Here is an 18,114-nt window from a genome sequence, read left to right on the forward strand (position 1 = left end):
AATATTTTATAACAAATTGCAATAAATATGCTATACTTTATGCCATGAACAGAAAGATTAAACTTCCAGAATTCTTATTTTTTGATGGAGCTATGGGGACAGAGCTCCAAAGGAGAGGTCTTCCTCCTGGAACTCCACCTGAAGTATTAAACTTAGAAAATCCTACTCTTGTGGAAGAGGTTCATAGAGATTACATAAAAGCAGGATCTATGGTGATAGAAACCAACACCTTTGGAGGAAATAGAATTCGCCTTAAAAGGGCAGGTCTTGATGGGAAAATCAAAGAGATAAACGAAAAGGGAGTGGAAATAGCCAAAAAAGCCTCAGAAGGGAAAGTCCTCATAGCAGGTTCTGTAGGACCCTTAGGAGAGCTCATTGAACCCTATGGAGATATCTCCGAAGAAGAGGCAGAAGAGGTTTTTACAGAACAGATAGAAATTCTCGTAAAATCAGGAGTAGACTTAATTCTTATCGAAACCATGATCTCCTTAAATGAGGCTCTTATTGCCCTTAAATCCGCTAAAAAGTTTGATATTCCTGTAGGAGTAACTATGAGTTTTGAATGGACAGAAAGGGGAGGTAGAACTCCTTTTGGAGATGAAGTAGAGTACTCTATTAAAACCTTAGAGGAGAATGGGGCAGATTTTGTAGGAGCAAATTGTGGAAGAGGTTTTGAAGATATGATAAAAATTGCTCCTATAATAAGAAAGGCTACTACTCTTCCTGTACTTATTCAACCTAATGCAGGCATACCCCAATGGGAAAATGGAAAACTAACATACCCTGAAACTCCTGACAAATTCAAAATTTTTGTTGAGGAGATGCTAAAGTTAAATATTAATTTTATAGGCGGGTGCTGTGGTACAACCCCTAATCATATAGAAGTTTTCAAAGAGTTTTATCTAAAAAGATAAATTTTCCTATCTTAGAAACCCATATTTTATACCCCATGGAGTATCCTAATTTCTTGATATTTATCTATAATTAAGATAAAATCAAAAAAGGGAATTGTTAAAAAATGCACGAGTGGGCTCTTGCTGAAGCAGTAGTAAATTCTGCAATAAAAATGGCTCAAGAGAAAAAATTGAGCCAAGTTAGGATTTTGTCCCTTAAAGTGGGGGAAGTACAACAAATTGATATGGAAGTGTTTGATTATGCAATAAAGGAGATTTCCAAAGGCACAATCTTAGAAAATTCTGAGATAAAATATACGATCTTCCCTGCAAAACTTCTCTGCAATAACTGTGGAAATGAATGGAGCTATATGGAAAGTTTTGAGAGCCTTACAGAAGAAGAAAGAGAAGCAATTCACTTTATTCCAGAAACCATTCATGTATATATAAAATGTCCAAAATGTAAAAGTCCAGATTTTGAAATAAAAGAAGGAAGAGGAGTATTTATTGAGGAAATAACATGATACATGATCCAAGAACATCAATTATAGACAAAAGATTAGAGAATGTGAAAAATATCATTGCCATAGGAAGTGGAAAAGGAGGAGTTGGTAAAAGTACTTTTTCATCTCTACTTTCTTTATTCTTAAACAAAAAAGGATATAAAGTAGGCCTCTTAGACTTAGATATATATGGACCTTCAACCCATCTTATATTAAATGCAGAAGATAAAACTCCCCAAGAGGAATACGGTTTAAAACCCGTAGATATAAATGGAATAGAATTTATGTCCATAATCTACTTCACCCAAAATAAACCCTTAATTATGCGTGGAAAAGAGCTTACCGATACAATCCTTGAAATATTTGCAATTACTCGATGGAATAATTTAGATTACTTAATCATCGACATGCCCCCAGGAATGGGAGAGGTTCTTTTAGATCTTATAAAGTTTATAAAAAATCTACAATTTATCGTAATAACTAATCCCACTAAGATTGCTATGGAAACCGTAGAAAAGCTTATAAGATTTTTAAAGGAAAGCAATTACCCTATTTTAGGATTAGTAGAAAATATGAAAAATAAAGATGGCACCTTTGTAAAAGAAAAATGCAAAGAGCTAAACGTTAAATACTTAGGCCACATATCCTTCTACGAGGATATAGAAAATTATTATGGTATTCCAGAAAAATTAATAAATCAAAACTTAGATAAGGAAATTAATCAAATTGTTTCTAATTTCACATAAAAAACTTTGAATAAAGAGAGAGGGTGGACTATGGAGAATATCAAAATTAAGGTTAATGGGAATGAAGTAGAAGTCTCCCCTGGTAAAACAGTTCTTCAAGTCTTAAAGGATCTTGGAATCCATGTACCTGTGCTATGCCATTATGAACCCCTTATGCCTCAAGGATCTTGTAGACTTTGTGTAGTAGAAGACCGGGGAGTATTAAAGACTGCCTGCACCACTCCTGTAGAACCCAATATGGACATAAAGACCGATACTCCTAACGTAATAAACTCAAGAAAGCTTGTACTCCAACTACTCTTTAGTGAAAGAAACCATTATTGTATGTATTGCGAAGTAACAGGAGAATGTGAACTTCAGGACTTAGGCTATGAGTTTGGATTAGACCATTTTGAATTTCCCACCTATGAAAGAAGATTTCCAGTAGACAACACCCATGACTTTATAATGATGGATCATAATCGCTGTGTGCTTTGCAGAAGATGTGTAAGAGTCTGTTCTGAAGTTGCAGGACATTTCGTACTTGGAGAGATGGAACGTGGAATAGATACTATGATTATCGCAGATATGGATGTACCCCTTGGAAATTCATCTTGCGTATCCTGTGGTTTATGTGCCCAGGTATGTCCTACAGGAGCAATTATTGATAAAAGATCTTCTTACCTTGGAAGAGAAGTACAATCAGAAATTATTTATTCAAACTGTGATATGTGTCCTGTAGGATGTGGAATGGAGATTTATAAAAAGCAAGGAGCCAACTTTATAGTTAAGATATATGGAGACTGGAACTCCGATGTATCCCATGGACTCCTTTGTAAAGTGGGAAGGTATTTATCTTTGTATGATGAGAAAGATAGAGTTGTAGGCATAAAATTAAAGGATGACTTTGGCTACAGAAGATTACATGAAGACAATTTAATTGAAATTTTTAAGAATAAGTTAAATAATGCTGTGGCCTATGTAGATGGATCCTTATTTAACGAAGAGATAGAGATGATAAAGGAGATCTTTAAAGACAAAGTATATTCTCTTTATCCAAATAATTCTCCTATACCCACAAACATCAACTTATCAGAGCTTGACAACAAAGAATTTTATGTAGTTATAAATGCAGATCTAAATAGAGAATATGGAGCAGTAGGATCCATAGTGAAGAGAAATGTTATAGGGAAAAAAGCAAAATTAATGGTTATCGATAAGGAATTTAATAGCCTCGCTAAGATAGCAGATTACGTCTTCAACATAAAAGACCCAAACTTAGCTATGGATATATTGAAGAAGCAAAAAGAAGTAGTAGTTATCTATAAGGATATTACTGAGGAGGAGAAAAACCTCCTAAGCTCATTAAATAACGCCAAATTCTTGCATCTTCCTAAAGAGACTAATTCCATTGGACTTCAAAAATATGATATCAAGCATGAAAAGGTAGAAGCAGAAAATGTATTCATCTTTGGAAAGAATTTAGAAGGTATAAAAGATCTTCCTATACAGAATTCCTTTGTAGTGGTATTTACACCCTACGAGGATGAGGTATTAAGAAGAGCAGACCTAATAGTAGGAATAACCAATGGCTTTGAAAGAGAAGGATCTTTCTATAATTTAGAAGGCAAAAAACTTAAGAAGGAAAAGGTTCTAAAGCCAGATTTTGATGTGTTAGATTTAAAATCTTTCCTTTCCACAGTATTAGGAAAAACTGAAAAAGTATTCTAAAGAATGAGGTGAAAAATTATGGGAAAGATAAAAGTTGCTTCTGTATGGTGTGAGGGATGCTCTGGATGCCATATGTCCTTCCTTGATATGGACGAAAGATTAGTAGAACTAATTAATAAAGGATTGGAAATAAATGCAACTCCTATAACCGATTTGAAAATACCTGATGAAGGAACCGATATAGGAATAATCGAGGGGGCAGTAGCCACCGACCATCATGAAGAAGAAGTGAAGATGATGAGAGAAAGATGTAAAATAATTGTAGCCCTAGGAGATTGTGCAGTCTTTGGCGGAATTCCCACCATGAGAAACTACATTCCAAGAGAAGAACTTCTAGAAAGAGGTTATATAACCACAGAAAGTACTGTCGATGGTAAAATACCTACCTCTCCAGAAATAGGTAAACATCTTCCAAAAACCAAAGCAGTAAATGAGGTAATAAAAGTTGACCTTTATGTTCCGGGATGTCCTCCATCGGCAGACGCTATATATTATGTTTTGAAAGAAGTTCTTGAGGGAAGAATTCCTAAATTAGAAGGCGAACTTCTTAAGTATGAATAAGAGGTGAGAAAACTATGGAAAAGAAGATAACCATAAGTCCAGTTACAAGAATAGAAGGACACGCAAGAGTTACCATCCATCTCAATGATGAAGGAAAGGTAGAAAATGCATTCTTCCATGTAGATCAATTTAGAGGATTTGAAAAATTCTCTGAGGGAAGATATTTTGCAGAAATGCCAGTTATCACTGAAAGAATATGCGGAATATGTCCTATAAGCCATCACTTAGCTTCTGCAAAGGCTACCGATGAGATCATAGGAGTAGAAATACCAAGAACTGCAAAACTTTTAAGGGAACTTATCCATATGGGACAAATTATTCAGTCCCATTCCATGCACTTTTTTGAATTGGCAGGACCAGATCTCATTTTAGGTTGGGATGCAGACCCAAAAATTAGAAATGTAGTAGGGCTAATTCAACAAAATCCAGACCTTGCATTGAAAGCAGTAAAGCTAAGAAAGTTTGGACAAAGGATTATTGAACTTGTGGCAGGAAGAAGAATTCACCCCACCTTCGCCGTACCAGGAGGGGTTAATTCTTCCCTATCTCCTTCTGCAAGGGATGAGATCTTAAGTGGTATTGATGAAATGATTGGATATATTAAAGAAGGTATAAAATTAGCTGAAGACTTTATAGAAAAGAATAAAGAGCTATGTGACAAATTTGCCTCCTTCCCTACAGGATACATGGGACTTGTAAAAGAAGATGGTTCTCTTGAACTTTATGATGGAAAAATAAGATTTATGGATAAAGATGGAAACATTGTTAAAGAATTCAAGCCCCAATACTATCTAAGATATATTGGAGAAAAGGTTGAAGATTGGTCCTACTTAAAATTCCCATACTATAAACCCTTAGGATATCCTAATGGAGTCTATAGAGTAGGTCCTCTTGCAAGATTAAACATAGCCGACAAAATTAGCACTCCTCTTGCCAATGAGGAATTCAAGAAGTTTAAATCTATTAACAATGGTAAACCTGTAGAAGGATCTATTTACTATCATTATGCAAGACTTATTGAAACCATCTATGCCCTGGAAAGAGCAAGAGAAATTTTGGAAGATCCTGAAGTAATGAGCCCCAACGTATTAGAGGTAGGAGAAGTAACCAATGAAGAAGGGGTAGGCGTAGTAGAGGCTCCAAGAGGAACATTAATTCACCATTATTGGGTAGACGAAAAAGGCACCATTGAGAAAGTAAATCTCATAGTGTCTACTGGACACAACAATTGGGCCATGAGCAAAGCTGTAGAAATGGTAGCAAAGGCCTTTGTAGATGGTAAAAATCTAAAAGAAGGTATGCTCAACAGAGTTGAAGGAGCTATTAGATGTTATGATCCTTGCTTGTCTTGTTCCACCCATGCCATAGGAAAAATGCCCCTTGTTGTTGAACTATACGACAAAGATGGAAATATCATTGACGTTATAAAGAGAGATTGAAGATATTACTGGTAGGATTTGGAAATCCTTATAGAAGAGATGATGGCTTAGGAATAAAGCTCCTGGATCTCATAAATTATAATGTGGAGAAAATGAAGGTCCAGGAGCTTAGTTTTGATATGGCTGAGATTCTTAAGGATTACGATATGGTAATCTTTGTTGATGCTTCCTTAGAAGGCGATGAGATAAGTTTTAGAAAGATACAAGAAGAATCTACCTTTTCTCCTCTTACCCACCATACCCCCTGCGAGGAACTCTTATCTTGGACAAGAGTATTATATGGAAAGACACCAGAATTTTATCTTCTCTCTATAAGAGGATACGACTTTGACTTTGGAGAGGAATTATCAGATAAAGCAAAGGAAAATTTAGAAAAGGCATTAGAATTTATTAAAGGCTTTCTTGAGAGCATTTCATGAAATCTTACAAACTAAGAGTCTGGGGAATTGTACAGGGAGTAGGTTTTAGACCCTTCATTTATAGACTTGCAAAAAGTCTAAACCTTAGGGGATGGATTTTAAATTCCACAGGATCAGTTCAAATCCTCATACAAGGAGAAGAAAAAGACTTGGAAAAATTTATGGAACTACTCTTAAAGGAAGCCCCTCCCCTCTCAAGGATTGAAGGTATAGAAAAAGAAGAAATAGAAGTAGAAGAGATATCAGATTTTAAAATTCTTGAAAGCAAAGAAGATATTGGTTTTAATTTCATATCCCCTGATATCGCCATATGCGAAGACTGTTTAAGAGAGATGAGAGATCCTAAAGATAGAAGATACAATTACCCTTTTATAAACTGCACCAATTGTGGACCCAGATATACCATAATAGAAGATCTTCCCTATGATAGAGACAAAACTACTATGAAAATATTCGAAATGTGTGAGGAATGTTATAAAGAATATCATGATCCTTCATCCAGAAGATTTCATGCCCAACCCATATCCTGTTATAATTGTGGCCCTCAAATTTGGATCTATGGAGAAGAATCCAAAGACCTTTTTAAAAGGATATCAGAGTATCTTGATGAAGGAAAGATTCTTGCCATAAAGGGCATTGGAGGATTTCATCTTGCCTGTGACGCCACTCAAGATGATACGGTAAGAAAACTGAGAGAAAGAAAAAAGAGGCCTTCAAAACCCTTTGCCCTCATGATGAAGGATATAGAGACTATAAAAGAATACTGCTTTGTAAGTGAAGAGGAAGAGAAAATTCTTAAATCAAAGCAATCTCCCATTGTCCTTCTAAGGATAAAAGATCTAAAAGATATATCACCTCTTGTAGCTCCTGGAAATAATTATTTAGGAGTAATGCTTCCATATGCTCCTTACCACCACCTTATTTTTGATCACTTCAAAAAACCCCTCATTATGACCAGTGGAAATTTATCCGACGAACCTATAGTAAAAGATAATGAGGAAGCTATGGAAAGATTAAAAAATATTGCCGATATATTTGTTTTTCACAATAGAGAAATAAAACATCGCATAGATGATAGCGTAGTGTTTGTAGAAAATAAAGAGGTTCAGATTATAAGAAGAGCAAGGGGATATGCTCCCGACCCTGTAAAGATTCCAATTAAATTAAAACCTACCCTTGCCTTAGGAGGAGAACTAAAAAATACCTTCTCTTTGGGAAAAGAAAATTACGTTTTTATGAGTCCTCATATTGGAGACTTAAAGGATAAGGAAACCTTAGAAGTCTATGAGGAGACCATCCAAGAATATATAAGACTTTTCAAAATCGAGCCTGAAATACTTGTGCATGATCTCCATCCTCAATACCTCTCTACCGATTTGGCTCAAAGATTCAAAAAATATATGGAGGTAAGAGCAATCCAACACCACAAAGCCCATTTTTACTCCCTTCTTCTTGATAGAGAGATTACCGAAGATATAATATGTTTTACCTTTGACGGAACAGGCTATGGTGAAGATGGAAAAGTATGGGGAGGAGAGGTATTTGTAGGAAATATAGAGGAGATAAAAAGAGTTGCGCACTTCAAATACTTTCCCATTGTAGGAGGAGATATAGCTATAGAAAACCCAAGAAAAATTGCTCTTTCCTATATACTTAAAAATTTTCCAGAAGATACAGACAAAATACTGCCTAATATAGATGAACTTGAAAAGAACGTAACTAAAATACTCCTTGAAAGAGAAGAAAACGTATTTTACACATCATCTTGCGGAAGAATCTTTGACCTTGTATCTGCCCTCCTTGGAATAAGAGAAAGGATTGACTATGAAGGACAAGCAGCCATTGAATTAGAAATGCATGCCATGGAATCCAAGGAAGAGTCATATTATCCTTTTCGCCTTGTTGAAAACGAAATCCTTGAAATTGACATTTTGCCAAGCATTGAGAAGATTATAAAAGAAAAAAATAAAAAAGATAAAAGAGACATTGCCAGAAAATTTCACAACACCGTCTCCCAAATAATAATAGCCTTATCAGAAATATTTAGAGAAGAATACAAAATAAACAAAATTGGATTTTCAGGAGGTGTCTTTCAAAATAGGCTACTTTTAGAAACCACAATCCCTATTCTTAAAGAAAGAAAATTTGAAGTATATACCCACCAAAAGGTCCCTACCAATGATGGAGGAATATCCTTAGGACAAATGATTATGGGATACAAATAATGTCATTCACACTTTATTATTACTTCCTCTTCCTTTAACCCTTCTCCCCAAACTTTTAATTTTATCTCCCCCGAAAGTCCAAGGCTTTTTACTATTGCAAGAGCTCTTCCCTTATAAAGACTTATCTCATTTCCTACAAAACTTTCCTGAGAAACAGGATCTGCATTACCCAAAGCTAATAATTTACCTACTCCTTCCACTTTAACCCTTACCTTATTCTTTGCATCTGTTACCTCTCTTCCCAACTCATCTATTGCAACAATTTTTATAAAGCTAAGATCCTCATAAGAAGAAATTATATTTCTATCAGGAATCAATCTCAAACCTACAGGATCTCCTGTAGTCTCTAAAATATCTCTTCCTACCTCTACCCCATTTTTATAAGCTATAACCTCAAGTCTGCCTTCTTCATAATTTAAATCATAAAAGACTTTGTATTTCACCCTATCTCCAGCAATCTTTCTGCCCATACTTTTTCCATTCAAAAATAGCTCTACTTCATCAGCATCAGAATATATGTAAACCCTTAAAGGTTTACCTTCATAACCCTTGAAATTATAATTTCTCTCTACAGGTTCCCATCCCCACATCTTCAAGTATATCTTTCTCCCATAAATCTCAGGGGGAAGAACTACAATATAAGGATCTTTTCTTAATCCCCATACAATATCTCTATAATAGGATTGAGGCTTTTTGTCACCACAAATATCAATATCTCCACAATTAGAAATTAACCAAGGAAAATGCCCTAAAAAATTCCTTGCCTCATTCTCATCCAACGATGCTCTACCAATACCTGCCTCACCTAAGTAATCCATTGCAGTCCAAACAAAATCTCCAATTACATTGGAGTTTTCTAAGGTTTCCTTCCAATTATCATACAAAGTATAAGGAAAAGTTTCGGTTCCACAAATTATACGATTGGGATATTTCTCGGCGTCATATCTATATCTATCTATTTTGTAGTTATATCCTGCAATATCAAGGGTTTTAAAATACTTTTCAGTGATCTTTCCCCATTTCTCTCTTACCTCTTCACCTTCTTGCCAAACTCCTAATATTACAATACCGTTCTCTTCCACATTTTCCACCTTTATATTTTCAAAAGGAATTCCACAAAAGGCAGAAGTTACAAACCTTGAAGAGTCTAATTCTTTAACCTTCTTAGAAAGCCTCTCACTCCATTCAAAAATGCTTGCATATCCCTCATCTCTCTCCCAGTCTACGCCTGATCCCCAAGTTATTTCATTACCTATAGACCACATAACTATGGAGGGATGATTAAAATCCCTCTTTATAGTATTTTCTATATCTTCCTCCCAATACTTTTCAAAGAATAGATGATAATCATAGGCCCTTTTCCCCATAGTCCATACATCAAAAAACTCTTCCATTACCAACATACCCAATCTATCACAGGCATCAAGAAAGGATGGAGAAAAGGGATTATGAGCAGTCCTTATGGCATTAAAACCATTCTGTTTTAAGATTTCAACTTTTCTCTCTTCAGCCCTATCATAGCTTGCACTACCAAGAATTCCATTATCGTGATGTATACATCCACCTTTGAGTTTAATAACCCTACCATTCAACTTAAAACCAACCTTAGGTATAATCTCAATCTTTCTTATACCAAAGTAAGTAGAATCAACATCGGACTCTTCCCCATCTACTAAAACTTTTACCTCCAGCTTATATAGATACGGATCTTCAATATCCCACAACCTATAATTGTAAATCTCTAATATTTTTGAGATGACCTTTTCTTCTTCGTCTATTTCAAAATTTTCTTCATCCTCTTTTATTAATTCATCTTCTTTCGAAAAAATCCTAAATTGCAATTTACCTCCAATTCTCTTCCCACTTTTTAGCCCAACCTTAATATCTAATAAAGCCTTCTTCTCATCAATGACATCACTCTTCACATGAAGTTCCCAAGGTTTAATAAATACCTCTCCCCCTACCCTCAACCAAACATGCCTATAAATACCAGTGCCTGCATACCATCTGGAGCTTGGTTTATGTACATTATTTATATACACTAACAGAGTATTTAACCCCTCGTGGACATATTTTGTAATATCTACCAAAAAGCTTGAATATCCATAAAAATGCTTTTTAAGAAGAGTTCCATTTAAATAAATTTCTGAGTATCCCATTATGCCTTCAAATTCTAAGATTAAATTTTTTCCCAAAAGTTCTTTATCAATAACTAAATCTTTCCTGTAAAAGATATTAGCTCCAGCAGTAAATCCCTCGTCAGGTCCCGAAGGATTATCTTTACTTCTGGGTTTCTCAATAGCTATATCGTGGGGAAGATCCACCTTTTTCCAATCATCTCTAAGGAGAACTTGGCTCAAGAAAGCTAAATTCCCTTCTAAATATTCCCAATCTTTATCAAGATTTATCTTTAACATTTTGCAAACCCCCTATTAAAATGATAACATTAAATTATATCAATAAAATTCCACTGGAGGGATTAATTTATGCAAAGGGTTGAAAAAGCTCTTGAGTCTTTCAAAAAGGGATATAACTGTTCCCAATCGGTATTCTCAGCTTATTCTGACATATTTAATGTAGATAGAAACACTGCCTTGCTTATTGCAAGTGGCCTTGGGGGTGGAATAGGAAGAACAGGAAATGTCTGTGGAGCAGTAACTGGAGCAGTACTTATTTTAGGACTCAAATATGGGTTTTTTAAAGAAGATGAAATAGATCTGGGAAAAGAAAGAGTATACTCCAAAGTAAAGGAATTTTTAAAGAGATTTGAGGAAGAAAACAAGAGTATAATATGTAAGGAGTTAATTGGAGTAGATATAGGAACAGAAGAAGGATTAAAAAAGGCAAAAGAAGAAAAAATATTTGGTAATATATGCCCCAAGTTTGTAGAGTCAGCTTGTAAAATTCTGGAAGAAATGATTAAATAATTTGAAAAAAAGTGGAGGTAAGATATGTGTCTTGGAGTTCCGTTAAAGATCGTAGAAATAAAAGAAGGAAATATTGCCATAGTGGACATGGGAGGATCCACCTTAGAGATAAGCACCATATTTACCCCAGAAGTTAAAGTGGGAGATTATGTATTAGTCCATGCTGGATTCTCTATAAGTATTCTATCCAACGAGGAAGCAGAAGAAATAATTTCGGCATTAGAAGAGCTTGAAAAATAAATGGAACTAAAAGATCTTTTAGAGAAAATAAGAACCATCTCCACAAAAGAAATAAATATAATGGAATTTTGTGGTACCCATACTCATGAGATATTTCGTTATGGCATAAGAGAAATTCTCCCACCCAACATTCACCTTCTTTCTGGGCCCGGATGCCCAGTATGTGTCACTGCAGAGGAAGATATCGACTATATAATTGCCCTTTCTCAAGAATACAACTTAGGCATCATAACCTTTGGAGACCTTGTGAATGTACCAGGAAGTTTAGGAAGCTTAAATTACCTAAGGGCAAGAGGAAAAGAAGTAAGAGTAGTATATTCTCCCCTTGAATCTTTAAATATTGCTAAAGAGAATCCTCATAAAAAATATCTCCTCGTGGGAATAGGTTTTGAAACTACTGCACCTAATTTAGCCTACACCCTTATAAAGGCAACAGAAGAAAACATTAAAAATCTATACTTCCTATCCCTACATAAGCTTACTCCTCCTGCTATGAAAGCCATATTAGATATGGGAGAAATAAAACTCGATGGGATTATTGGACCTGGGCATGTATCTACCATAATAGGAAGGGTAGGCTGGAAGGAGATCTTTGAAAAGTATAGAGTACCTTTCGTAATCATGGGATTCAAACCTGAAGAGATTGTTTACGGAATATATCACTTAGTAAAAATCATAGAAGAAGGAGAGCCAAAACTTTTAAATGCCTATGAAAGAAGTGTAAAAGAGGAAGGAAACAAACATGCCCTTGAAGTAATGTATAAGGTTTTTAAGAAAGGACCTGCTAATTGGCGTGGCCTTGGAATTATAGAAGAAAGTGGCCTTGTTTTAAGAGAGGAATTTGAAGATTTTGATGTAAGAAGAATTTATCCATTAAAGATAGAAAAAAGGGTAGATAACTATAACCCTTGTAAATGCGGAGAGGTTCTTAGAGGAGTTTTAAAACCCACCGAATGTCCACTATTTGGTAAAGCCTGTACTCCAGAATATCCTAAAGGTCCCTGCATGGTATCCTCAGAAGGGACATGCTCTGCCTATTACCTCTATGGAGGAGTATAGATTATGGAAGATATTATCCTTCTTTCTCATGGAAGTGGCGGAGAAAGCACAAGAAAATTAATAGAAGAAGAGATATTAAAATATTTTGGAAACGAATTATTAAATGAGCTTTATGACTCTTCCATCTTTGAAGCCTCTGGAAAACTTGCCTTTACCACAGACTCCTTTGTAATATCTCCTCTCTTTTTTAACGGTGGAGATATTGGAAAACTCTCCATCTATGGAACTGTAAATGACCTTTCGGTTATGGGAGCAAAACCTCTCTATTTGAGTGTAGGATTTATTATTGAAGAAGGCCTTACTTTTAATGAGTTTCGTCAAATACTTCAATCTATGAAATCTGCCAGTAAAGAATGCATGGTAAAGATTATTACGGGTGATACAAAAGTAGTAGAAAAAGGAAAGGGCGATAAGATTTTTATAAACACTACAGGTATTGGAATAATTGAAGAAGGAATGGACTGGAGAGGAAGAAAAATAGAAGAAGGAGATGTAGTAATAATAAATGGAGGAATTGGAGAACACGGACTTTGTATTATGCTTCAAAGACTCGGTATAAAAACTGACGCAGAAGTAAAATCAGATCTTGCTCCCTTAAACTCTTTAACCCTGCCTCTTCTAAAAATCTCTAATAATATAAAATTTATGAGAGATCCTACAAGAGGGGGAGTTGCAGGAGTACTAAATGAGATTGCTCAAAAGCATAATGTAGAGATTGAGGTGGAGGAAGAAAATCTCCCCATAAAACCCTGGGTAAAGTCTGCCAGTGAAATTCTTGGAATAGATCCACTATACTCTGCCAATGAAGGAAAGGTAGTAATAATTGCCTCTGAAAAAGATCAGGACAAAATTATGAACTTTTTAAAAAATCATCCTCAAGGAAAAGAGGCAAGGATCATAGGAAAAATTAAAGGAAAGGGAAGTAGAGTTTACCTAAAAACAAGACTTGGTACAAGAAGAATATTAGATCCTCTTAAAAGAGACTTATTGCCAAGGATTTGCTAAAAACACAAAAGGGGGTGTTTTTTTCGATGTCAACAAAAAGGATTTTACAAAGGATTTTATCAAAGAAAAATCTTACGAGCTTAATACTCCTTTTTATCCTTATTTTTACCATCTCAACTATAACAACTAGTAAAGGAGATGATACTTCATTGTTAAAAAAACCCATAGGAAAAATTCCACCCAATGGAAATCCTCTTATATCCCATAAATTTGGCGCAGATCCAGCGGTACTTGTTTATAAAGATAGAGTATATATTTACCTTACTAACGACATAGTAGAATATGACAAAAATGGAAATGTACTGGAAAATTCTTATAGCAAAATAAACAAAATCACAGTAATCTCTTCGGAAGATCTAGTAAATTGGACTGACCATGGCGAAATTGAAGTTGCAGGGCCAAATGGTATTGCTAAATGGGCTCAAAACTCTTGGGCACCTGCCGTTGCCTACAAAAAGATAGATGGTAAGGATAAATTCTTCCTATATTTTGCTAACAATGCTAATGGGATAGGAGTATTAACAGCAGACACTCCTTTAGGACCATGGACCGATCCTTTGGGAAGATCACTCATCAACTGGGCAACTCCAGGAGTTGCAGGAGTTGTATGGCTCTTTGATCCAGCAGTCTTAGTAGACGATGATGGCAGAGCATACATATACTTTGGGGGAGGGGTTATGCCTGGAAGAGAGGAAGATCCTAATACTGCACGTGTTATGGAACTGGGTAGCGATATGATAAGCGTTGTTGGGACAGCAGTACCCATTCCAGCCCCCTATATGTTTGAAGACTCAGGAATAAATAAGATCAATAATATTTACTACTATTCATATTGCACTAACTTTGGCCCTCGCAAACCAGGTGGCCTCCCCTTAGGAGCTATTGCATATATGACCAGCAAAAATCCTATGGGACCATGGGAATATAAAGGAATCATACTTAAAAATCCAGGCAATTTCTTTGGGGTTGGAGGAAATAACCATCATCAATTATTTGACTTCAAAGGAAAATGGTATATAGCATACCACGCCCAAACCTTGGCAAGGGCTTTAGGCATTGCAAAGGGATATAGATCACCCCATATTAATGAGGTACAAATTGAAAATGGAGTTATAAAAGAAGTATTTGCAGACTACAAGGGAGTACCTCAAGTTAAAAATTTTGATCCCTATAGAATTGTGGAAGCAGAAACCTATGCATGGTGCGCAGGAATCTCAACTAAAAAAGCCAATGCAAGCAACAATATATGTCTAACCGACATAGATAATGGAGACTGGATTGCTCTATCTAAAGTAGATTTTGGAAATAATCCTCCTAAAAAATTTAAAGCAGCTATCGCCAATATCAAAGGCAAAGGTTATATAGAAATAAGAATAGACTCTATCGATGGCAAAAAGATAGGAACTTTAGAAATAAAACCTCAAGGTAATAACTCCTCTTGGATAGAAATAGAAACATCTGTTGATGAGGTAAAAGGAGTCCATGATCTATACTTTATATTCAGAGGTGAGGGTGAGAGCCTCTTTGACTTTGATTACTGGCAATTTATAAAGTAATTTTTAAATAAAAAGGAAGGAGGAGAAAATGAACCATATAAAGATTGAAAAAGGCAAATATGTTGGTGTTTTTCCTGACAATTGGAAGTTTTGCGTAGGAAGTGGAAGAATAGGTCTTGCTCTCCAAAAAGAATATATAGATGCCCTCTCTTTTGTAAAAAGGCATATAGATTTTAAATATCTAAGAGCCCACGGATTACTCCATGACGATGTGGGAATTTACAGAGAAGACATAGTAGACGGAAAAACAATCCCTTTTTATAATTTCACCTACATTGACAGAATATACGATTCCTTTTTAGAAATTGGAATAAGACCTTTCGTTGAAATTGGATTTATGCCCTCAAAACTTGCCTCTGGAGATCAAACAGTATTTTACTGGAGAGGCAATGTTACTCCCCCTAAAGATTATAAAGAATGGGAAAAGTTAATAAAAAATGTGGTGAAACATTTCATAGATAGATATGGAGAAAAAGAGGTTACTCAATGGCCTTTTGAGATTTGGAATGAGCCCAATTTAACCGTATTTTGGAAAGATGCAAATCAGGCAGAATACTTCAAATTATACGAGGTTACAGTAAAAGCAATAAAAGAGGTAAATGAAAACATAAAGGTTGGAGGACCTGCAATCTGTGGTGGATCAGACTATTGGATAACTGATTTTCTAAATTTCTGTTATAAGAACAATGTACCTGTAGACTTTTTAACTCGACATGCCTATACAGGCAAACCTCCTATATATACCCCTCACTTTGTATACCAAGATGTGCATCCCATCGAATACATGTTAAATGAATTCAAAACCGTTAGAGAGATGGTGAAAAATTCTCCATTCCCTAACCTACCAATACATATTACTGAATTTAACAGTTCTTACCATCCCCTCTGCCCCATACACGATACTCCCTTCAATGCTGCTTACTTAGCAAGGGTACTAAGTGAGGGAGGAGACTATGTTGACTCCTTCTCTTATTGGACCTTTAGTGATGTGTTTGAGGAAGCAGACGTTCCAAGATCACTCTTCCATGGTGGATTTGGTCTTGTAGCATTCCACAATATTCCAAAACCAGTTTTCCATATGTTCACCTTCTTTAATGCTATGGGAGAAAAGATCCTCTATAGAGATGACCATATCTTAATAACCGAAAGAGAAGACAAGTCAGTTGCCTTAATTGCTTGGAATGAAGTCATGACAAAAGAAGAAAATCAAGAAAGAAAATATAGAATAGAGATACCCGTAGATTACAAAGAGGTTTTCATAAAACAAAAGTTAATTGATGAGGAATACGGAAATCCATGGCGCACCTGGATTCAAATGGGCAGGCCGAGATTTCCAAGCAAAAAGCAAATAGAAACATTAAGAGAAGTAGCAACTCCTAAAGTAACTACTTTCAGAAAAACAGTAGAAAATGGACATATTACTCTTGAATTTACATTAGGTAAAAATGCTGTTACCCTCTTTGAAATAAGCAAGGTTATTGATGAATCACATACCTATATAGGTCTCGACGATAGCAAAATACCAGGTGGATATTAATAAAAAGGCTCCCATTGAGAGTGAGAAAAACTCAATGGGAGCCTGTGTTCTTAAATATTCTTAATCCCCATATACCTCCTATAATTCCAATTAAAGCAAGAAATAGGTACATTCCCTTAAGTCCTATTATGTCCGCTACATTCCCTGAAACAAAAGAAGATAAAGTTTGAGATAAAGCTATAGATAGATTTAATATACCCTGTCCTATTGCCCTCTCCTCAGGAGGGACCAACTCATTCATATAAATAGGTGCTACATTTATAGTTATCACAAAAGTAAAAATATGGGTAAAAAGTTGAACCAATATTACATCCAAAGCCCCTCTTGCAAAAAAGTAAAGAGTAGACCTAATAGGCATGGCAATCCCTGCAAGAATAAGCAAGATTTTTTTTCCCTAATTTATCTGCCATATTTCCCCAAAAATAAGACATAGGAATTTCAGGAGCAGAGCACACCACTAAGGCCCAACTTATGTCACTATTTGAACCCCCTAAATATTTAATCAAAAGATTTACATTACCAGAGGTTCCAGTAAGAGCAAAGCTATAAAAGAACATAAACAACAAGAATTTCCTTATCTCTTTTATTAAAACTAACCTCTTTACATCACTAAAAGTTAAAGTCTTTGTTTCAACTTTAAATTCTGGTTCTTTGACCAATAAAAGAATGAGAAAACAAAGCAAAAATATCGCTGAAATTATAGGAAACATATATTTAGGATCAGTTAATTTTGGATAAAAGCCTGTAGCAAGCATCATTACTAAAAAACCAATAGGCGCCCATACTCTTGTAGAAGCAAAAGATCTGCCTACAGAAGATGTAGATGAATAATCAAGAATAAGAACATTACTTAAGGTAGTAATAGTATTCATAAAAATCCCAAATATAGGATAAATTATAAGAAAAGACAAATAAGATCCTAATTTAGGAAATAAATATCCATAACCTAACATAAGCATTATTGCACTAAGAACCATAAAGGGTTTTCTTTTTCTAAATTTATCCGACAAATATCCAATATATACCTGAGAAAAGGCACCAAAAAACCCAAATAGTCCTGCAAGAATTCCTATCATACCTATAGAGAAATTTTTTTGCTCTCTTAAATACACAGGAATAAAAAAGAATATAAAAGTCCAAGCCATATAATATACAAAAAGAAAAATCCTCAATAAATAAAGTTCTTTATTTTTAAACCTCATATTTCCTTACCTCTAACCAAAGTTTTATATAGAAATCAATTTACCATTTAGAGTAAACTCTAAGTCAAGAAAATGAAAAATGTTAACATTAT

The 18,114-nt window shown here is 35.1% G+C and carries 17 protein-coding genes; 14 read left to right on the forward strand and 3 right to left on the reverse strand.

Translation table 11 applies throughout. From position 1 onward, the window contains the following. The first annotated feature begins 44 nt into the window (after positions 1 to 44). From DICTH_RS08615 to hypF, 8 genes are all read left to right on the forward strand, one after another. Positions 45 to 914 carry a homocysteine S-methyltransferase family protein gene (locus DICTH_RS08615; protein WP_012547616.1) on the forward strand — a complete coding sequence of 290 codons (870 nt, stop codon included), beginning with the start codon at positions 45 to 47 and terminating at the stop codon, positions 912 to 914. Positions 915 to 1,018: 104 nt separating this feature from the next. After that, positions 1,019 to 1,417: a hydrogenase nickel incorporation protein HypA gene (gene hypA / locus DICTH_RS08620; protein ID WP_012547853.1), complete on the forward strand. Its 399-nt coding sequence runs from the start codon at positions 1,019 to 1,021 to the stop codon at positions 1,415 to 1,417. After that, entirely contained in the window at positions 1,414 to 2,142 is a 729-nt protein-coding gene (locus tag DICTH_RS08625) for a P-loop NTPase (protein WP_012547213.1), read from the forward strand. The genes hypA and DICTH_RS08625 overlap by 4 nt, the downstream gene beginning before the upstream one ends. 30 nt (positions 2,143 to 2,172) lie before the next feature. After that, the gene (locus DICTH_RS08630; RefSeq protein ID WP_012548584.1) at positions 2,173 to 3,852 is read left to right on the forward strand and encodes a 2Fe-2S iron-sulfur cluster-binding protein; all 1,680 of its coding nucleotides are present in this window, start codon (positions 2,173 to 2,175) and stop codon (positions 3,850 to 3,852) included. A gap of 18 nt (positions 3,853 to 3,870) precedes the next feature. Beyond that, the gene (locus DICTH_RS08635) at positions 3,871 to 4,413 is read left to right on the forward strand and encodes an NADH-quinone oxidoreductase subunit B family protein (RefSeq protein ID WP_012547697.1); all 543 of its coding nucleotides are present in this window, start codon (positions 3,871 to 3,873) and stop codon (positions 4,411 to 4,413) included. A gap of 14 nt (positions 4,414 to 4,427) precedes the next feature. Then, entirely contained in the window at positions 4,428 to 5,852 is a 1,425-nt protein-coding gene (locus tag DICTH_RS08640; RefSeq protein WP_012548375.1) for a Ni/Fe hydrogenase subunit alpha, read from the forward strand. Then, a complete protein-coding gene (locus DICTH_RS08645) occupies positions 5,849 to 6,271 on the forward strand; it encodes a hydrogenase maturation protease (protein ID WP_012547507.1) in 423 nt (140 codons plus the stop codon). The genes DICTH_RS08640 and DICTH_RS08645 overlap by 4 nt, the downstream gene beginning before the upstream one ends. Continuing rightward, entirely contained in the window at positions 6,268 to 8,496 is a 2,229-nt protein-coding gene (gene hypF, locus DICTH_RS08650; protein ID WP_012547351.1) for a carbamoyltransferase HypF, read from the forward strand. The genes DICTH_RS08645 and hypF overlap by 4 nt, the downstream gene beginning before the upstream one ends. A 2-nt stretch (positions 8,497 to 8,498) precedes the next feature. Here hypF and DICTH_RS08655 read toward each other — a convergent pair whose 3' ends face one another. Continuing rightward, positions 8,499 to 10,913, reverse strand: coding sequence for a glycoside hydrolase family 2 TIM barrel-domain containing protein (locus tag DICTH_RS08655; RefSeq protein ID WP_012547909.1), 2,415 nt, complete (start codon positions 10,911 to 10,913; stop codon positions 8,499 to 8,501). A gap of 69 nt (positions 10,914 to 10,982) precedes the next feature. Between DICTH_RS08655 and DICTH_RS08660 the strand changes: the two genes are divergently transcribed. From DICTH_RS08660 to DICTH_RS08685, 6 genes are read left to right on the forward strand one after another with little or no spacing between them, the layout of a single operon-like run. Next, positions 10,983 to 11,423, forward strand: coding sequence for a C-GCAxxG-C-C family protein (locus tag DICTH_RS08660; protein ID WP_012547069.1), 441 nt, complete (start codon positions 10,983 to 10,985; stop codon positions 11,421 to 11,423). 24 nt (positions 11,424 to 11,447) lie between these two features. Then, entirely contained in the window at positions 11,448 to 11,663 is a 216-nt protein-coding gene (locus tag DICTH_RS08665; protein WP_012548604.1) for a HypC/HybG/HupF family hydrogenase formation chaperone, read from the forward strand. Then, complete coding sequence (gene hypD / locus DICTH_RS08670; RefSeq protein ID WP_012547153.1) at positions 11,664 to 12,722, forward strand: hydrogenase formation protein HypD; 1,059 nt, start codon at positions 11,664 to 11,666, stop codon at positions 12,720 to 12,722. 3 nt (positions 12,723 to 12,725) lie between these two features. Continuing rightward, a complete protein-coding gene (hypE, locus tag DICTH_RS08675) occupies positions 12,726 to 13,727 on the forward strand; it encodes a hydrogenase expression/formation protein HypE (protein ID WP_012548558.1) in 1,002 nt (333 codons plus the stop codon). A 26-nt stretch (positions 13,728 to 13,753) separates the two neighbouring features. Further along, complete coding sequence (locus DICTH_RS08680; RefSeq protein ID WP_012548284.1) at positions 13,754 to 15,283, forward strand: glycoside hydrolase family 43 protein; 1,530 nt, start codon at positions 13,754 to 13,756, stop codon at positions 15,281 to 15,283. Between the two features lie 28 nt (positions 15,284 to 15,311). Next, positions 15,312 to 16,820 carry a GH39 family glycosyl hydrolase gene (locus DICTH_RS08685; RefSeq protein ID WP_012547134.1) on the forward strand — a complete coding sequence of 503 codons (1,509 nt, stop codon included), beginning with the start codon at positions 15,312 to 15,314 and terminating at the stop codon, positions 16,818 to 16,820. Between the two features lie 31 nt (positions 16,821 to 16,851). Here the strand turns inward: DICTH_RS08685 and DICTH_RS10165 are convergent, their stop codons facing one another. Together DICTH_RS10165 and DICTH_RS08690 are read right to left on the reverse strand one after the other, a co-directional pair. Beyond that, positions 16,852 to 17,178 carry a general substrate transporter:Major facilitator superfamily MFS_1 gene (locus DICTH_RS10165; protein ID WP_012548092.1) on the reverse strand — a complete coding sequence of 109 codons (327 nt, stop codon included), beginning with the start codon at positions 17,176 to 17,178 and terminating at the stop codon, positions 16,852 to 16,854. Next, a complete protein-coding gene (locus tag DICTH_RS08690; RefSeq protein ID WP_012547355.1) occupies positions 17,168 to 18,022 on the reverse strand; it encodes an MFS transporter in 855 nt (284 codons plus the stop codon). The genes DICTH_RS10165 and DICTH_RS08690 overlap by 11 nt, the downstream gene beginning before the upstream one ends. Between the last annotated feature and the right edge of the window lie 92 nt (positions 18,023 to 18,114).

The sequence above is a fragment of the Dictyoglomus thermophilum H-6-12 genome (assembly GCF_000020965.1).
GTDB lineage: Bacteria > Dictyoglomota > Dictyoglomia > Dictyoglomales > Dictyoglomaceae > Dictyoglomus > Dictyoglomus thermophilum.

Excerpts from the sequence above, each read along its gene's own strand:
- DICTH_RS08615 (WP_012547616.1), top strand. The coding sequence starts at position 45 with ATGAACAGAAAGATTAAACTTCCAGAATTCTTATTTTTTGATGGAGCT.
- hypA (WP_012547853.1), top strand. The coding sequence starts at position 1,019 with ATGCACGAGTGGGCTCTTGCTGAAGCAGTAGTAAATTCTGCAATAAAA.
- DICTH_RS08625 (WP_012547213.1), top strand. The coding sequence starts at position 1,414 with ATGATACATGATCCAAGAACATCAATTATAGACAAAAGATTAGAGAAT.
- DICTH_RS08630 (WP_012548584.1), top strand. The coding sequence starts at position 2,173 with ATGGAGAATATCAAAATTAAGGTTAATGGGAATGAAGTAGAAGTCTCC.
- DICTH_RS08635 (WP_012547697.1), top strand. The coding sequence starts at position 3,871 with ATGGGAAAGATAAAAGTTGCTTCTGTATGGTGTGAGGGATGCTCTGGA.
- DICTH_RS08640 (WP_012548375.1), top strand. The coding sequence starts at position 4,428 with ATGGAAAAGAAGATAACCATAAGTCCAGTTACAAGAATAGAAGGACAC.
- hypF (WP_012547351.1), top strand. The coding sequence starts at position 6,268 with ATGAAATCTTACAAACTAAGAGTCTGGGGAATTGTACAGGGAGTAGGT.
- DICTH_RS08655 (WP_012547909.1), bottom strand. The coding sequence starts at position 10,913 with ATGTTAAAGATAAATCTTGATAAAGATTGGGAATATTTAGAAGGGAAT.
- DICTH_RS08660 (WP_012547069.1), top strand. The coding sequence starts at position 10,983 with ATGCAAAGGGTTGAAAAAGCTCTTGAGTCTTTCAAAAAGGGATATAAC.
- DICTH_RS08665 (WP_012548604.1), top strand. The coding sequence starts at position 11,448 with ATGTGTCTTGGAGTTCCGTTAAAGATCGTAGAAATAAAAGAAGGAAAT.
- hypD (WP_012547153.1), top strand. The coding sequence starts at position 11,664 with ATGGAACTAAAAGATCTTTTAGAGAAAATAAGAACCATCTCCACAAAA.
- hypE (WP_012548558.1), top strand. The coding sequence starts at position 12,726 with ATGGAAGATATTATCCTTCTTTCTCATGGAAGTGGCGGAGAAAGCACA.
- DICTH_RS08680 (WP_012548284.1), top strand. The coding sequence starts at position 13,754 with ATGTCAACAAAAAGGATTTTACAAAGGATTTTATCAAAGAAAAATCTT.
- DICTH_RS08685 (WP_012547134.1), top strand. The coding sequence starts at position 15,312 with ATGAACCATATAAAGATTGAAAAAGGCAAATATGTTGGTGTTTTTCCT.
- DICTH_RS10165 (WP_012548092.1), bottom strand. The coding sequence starts at position 17,178 with ATGCCTATTAGGTCTACTCTTTACTTTTTTGCAAGAGGGGCTTTGGAT.
- DICTH_RS08690 (WP_012547355.1), bottom strand. The coding sequence starts at position 18,022 with ATGAGGTTTAAAAATAAAGAACTTTATTTATTGAGGATTTTTCTTTTT.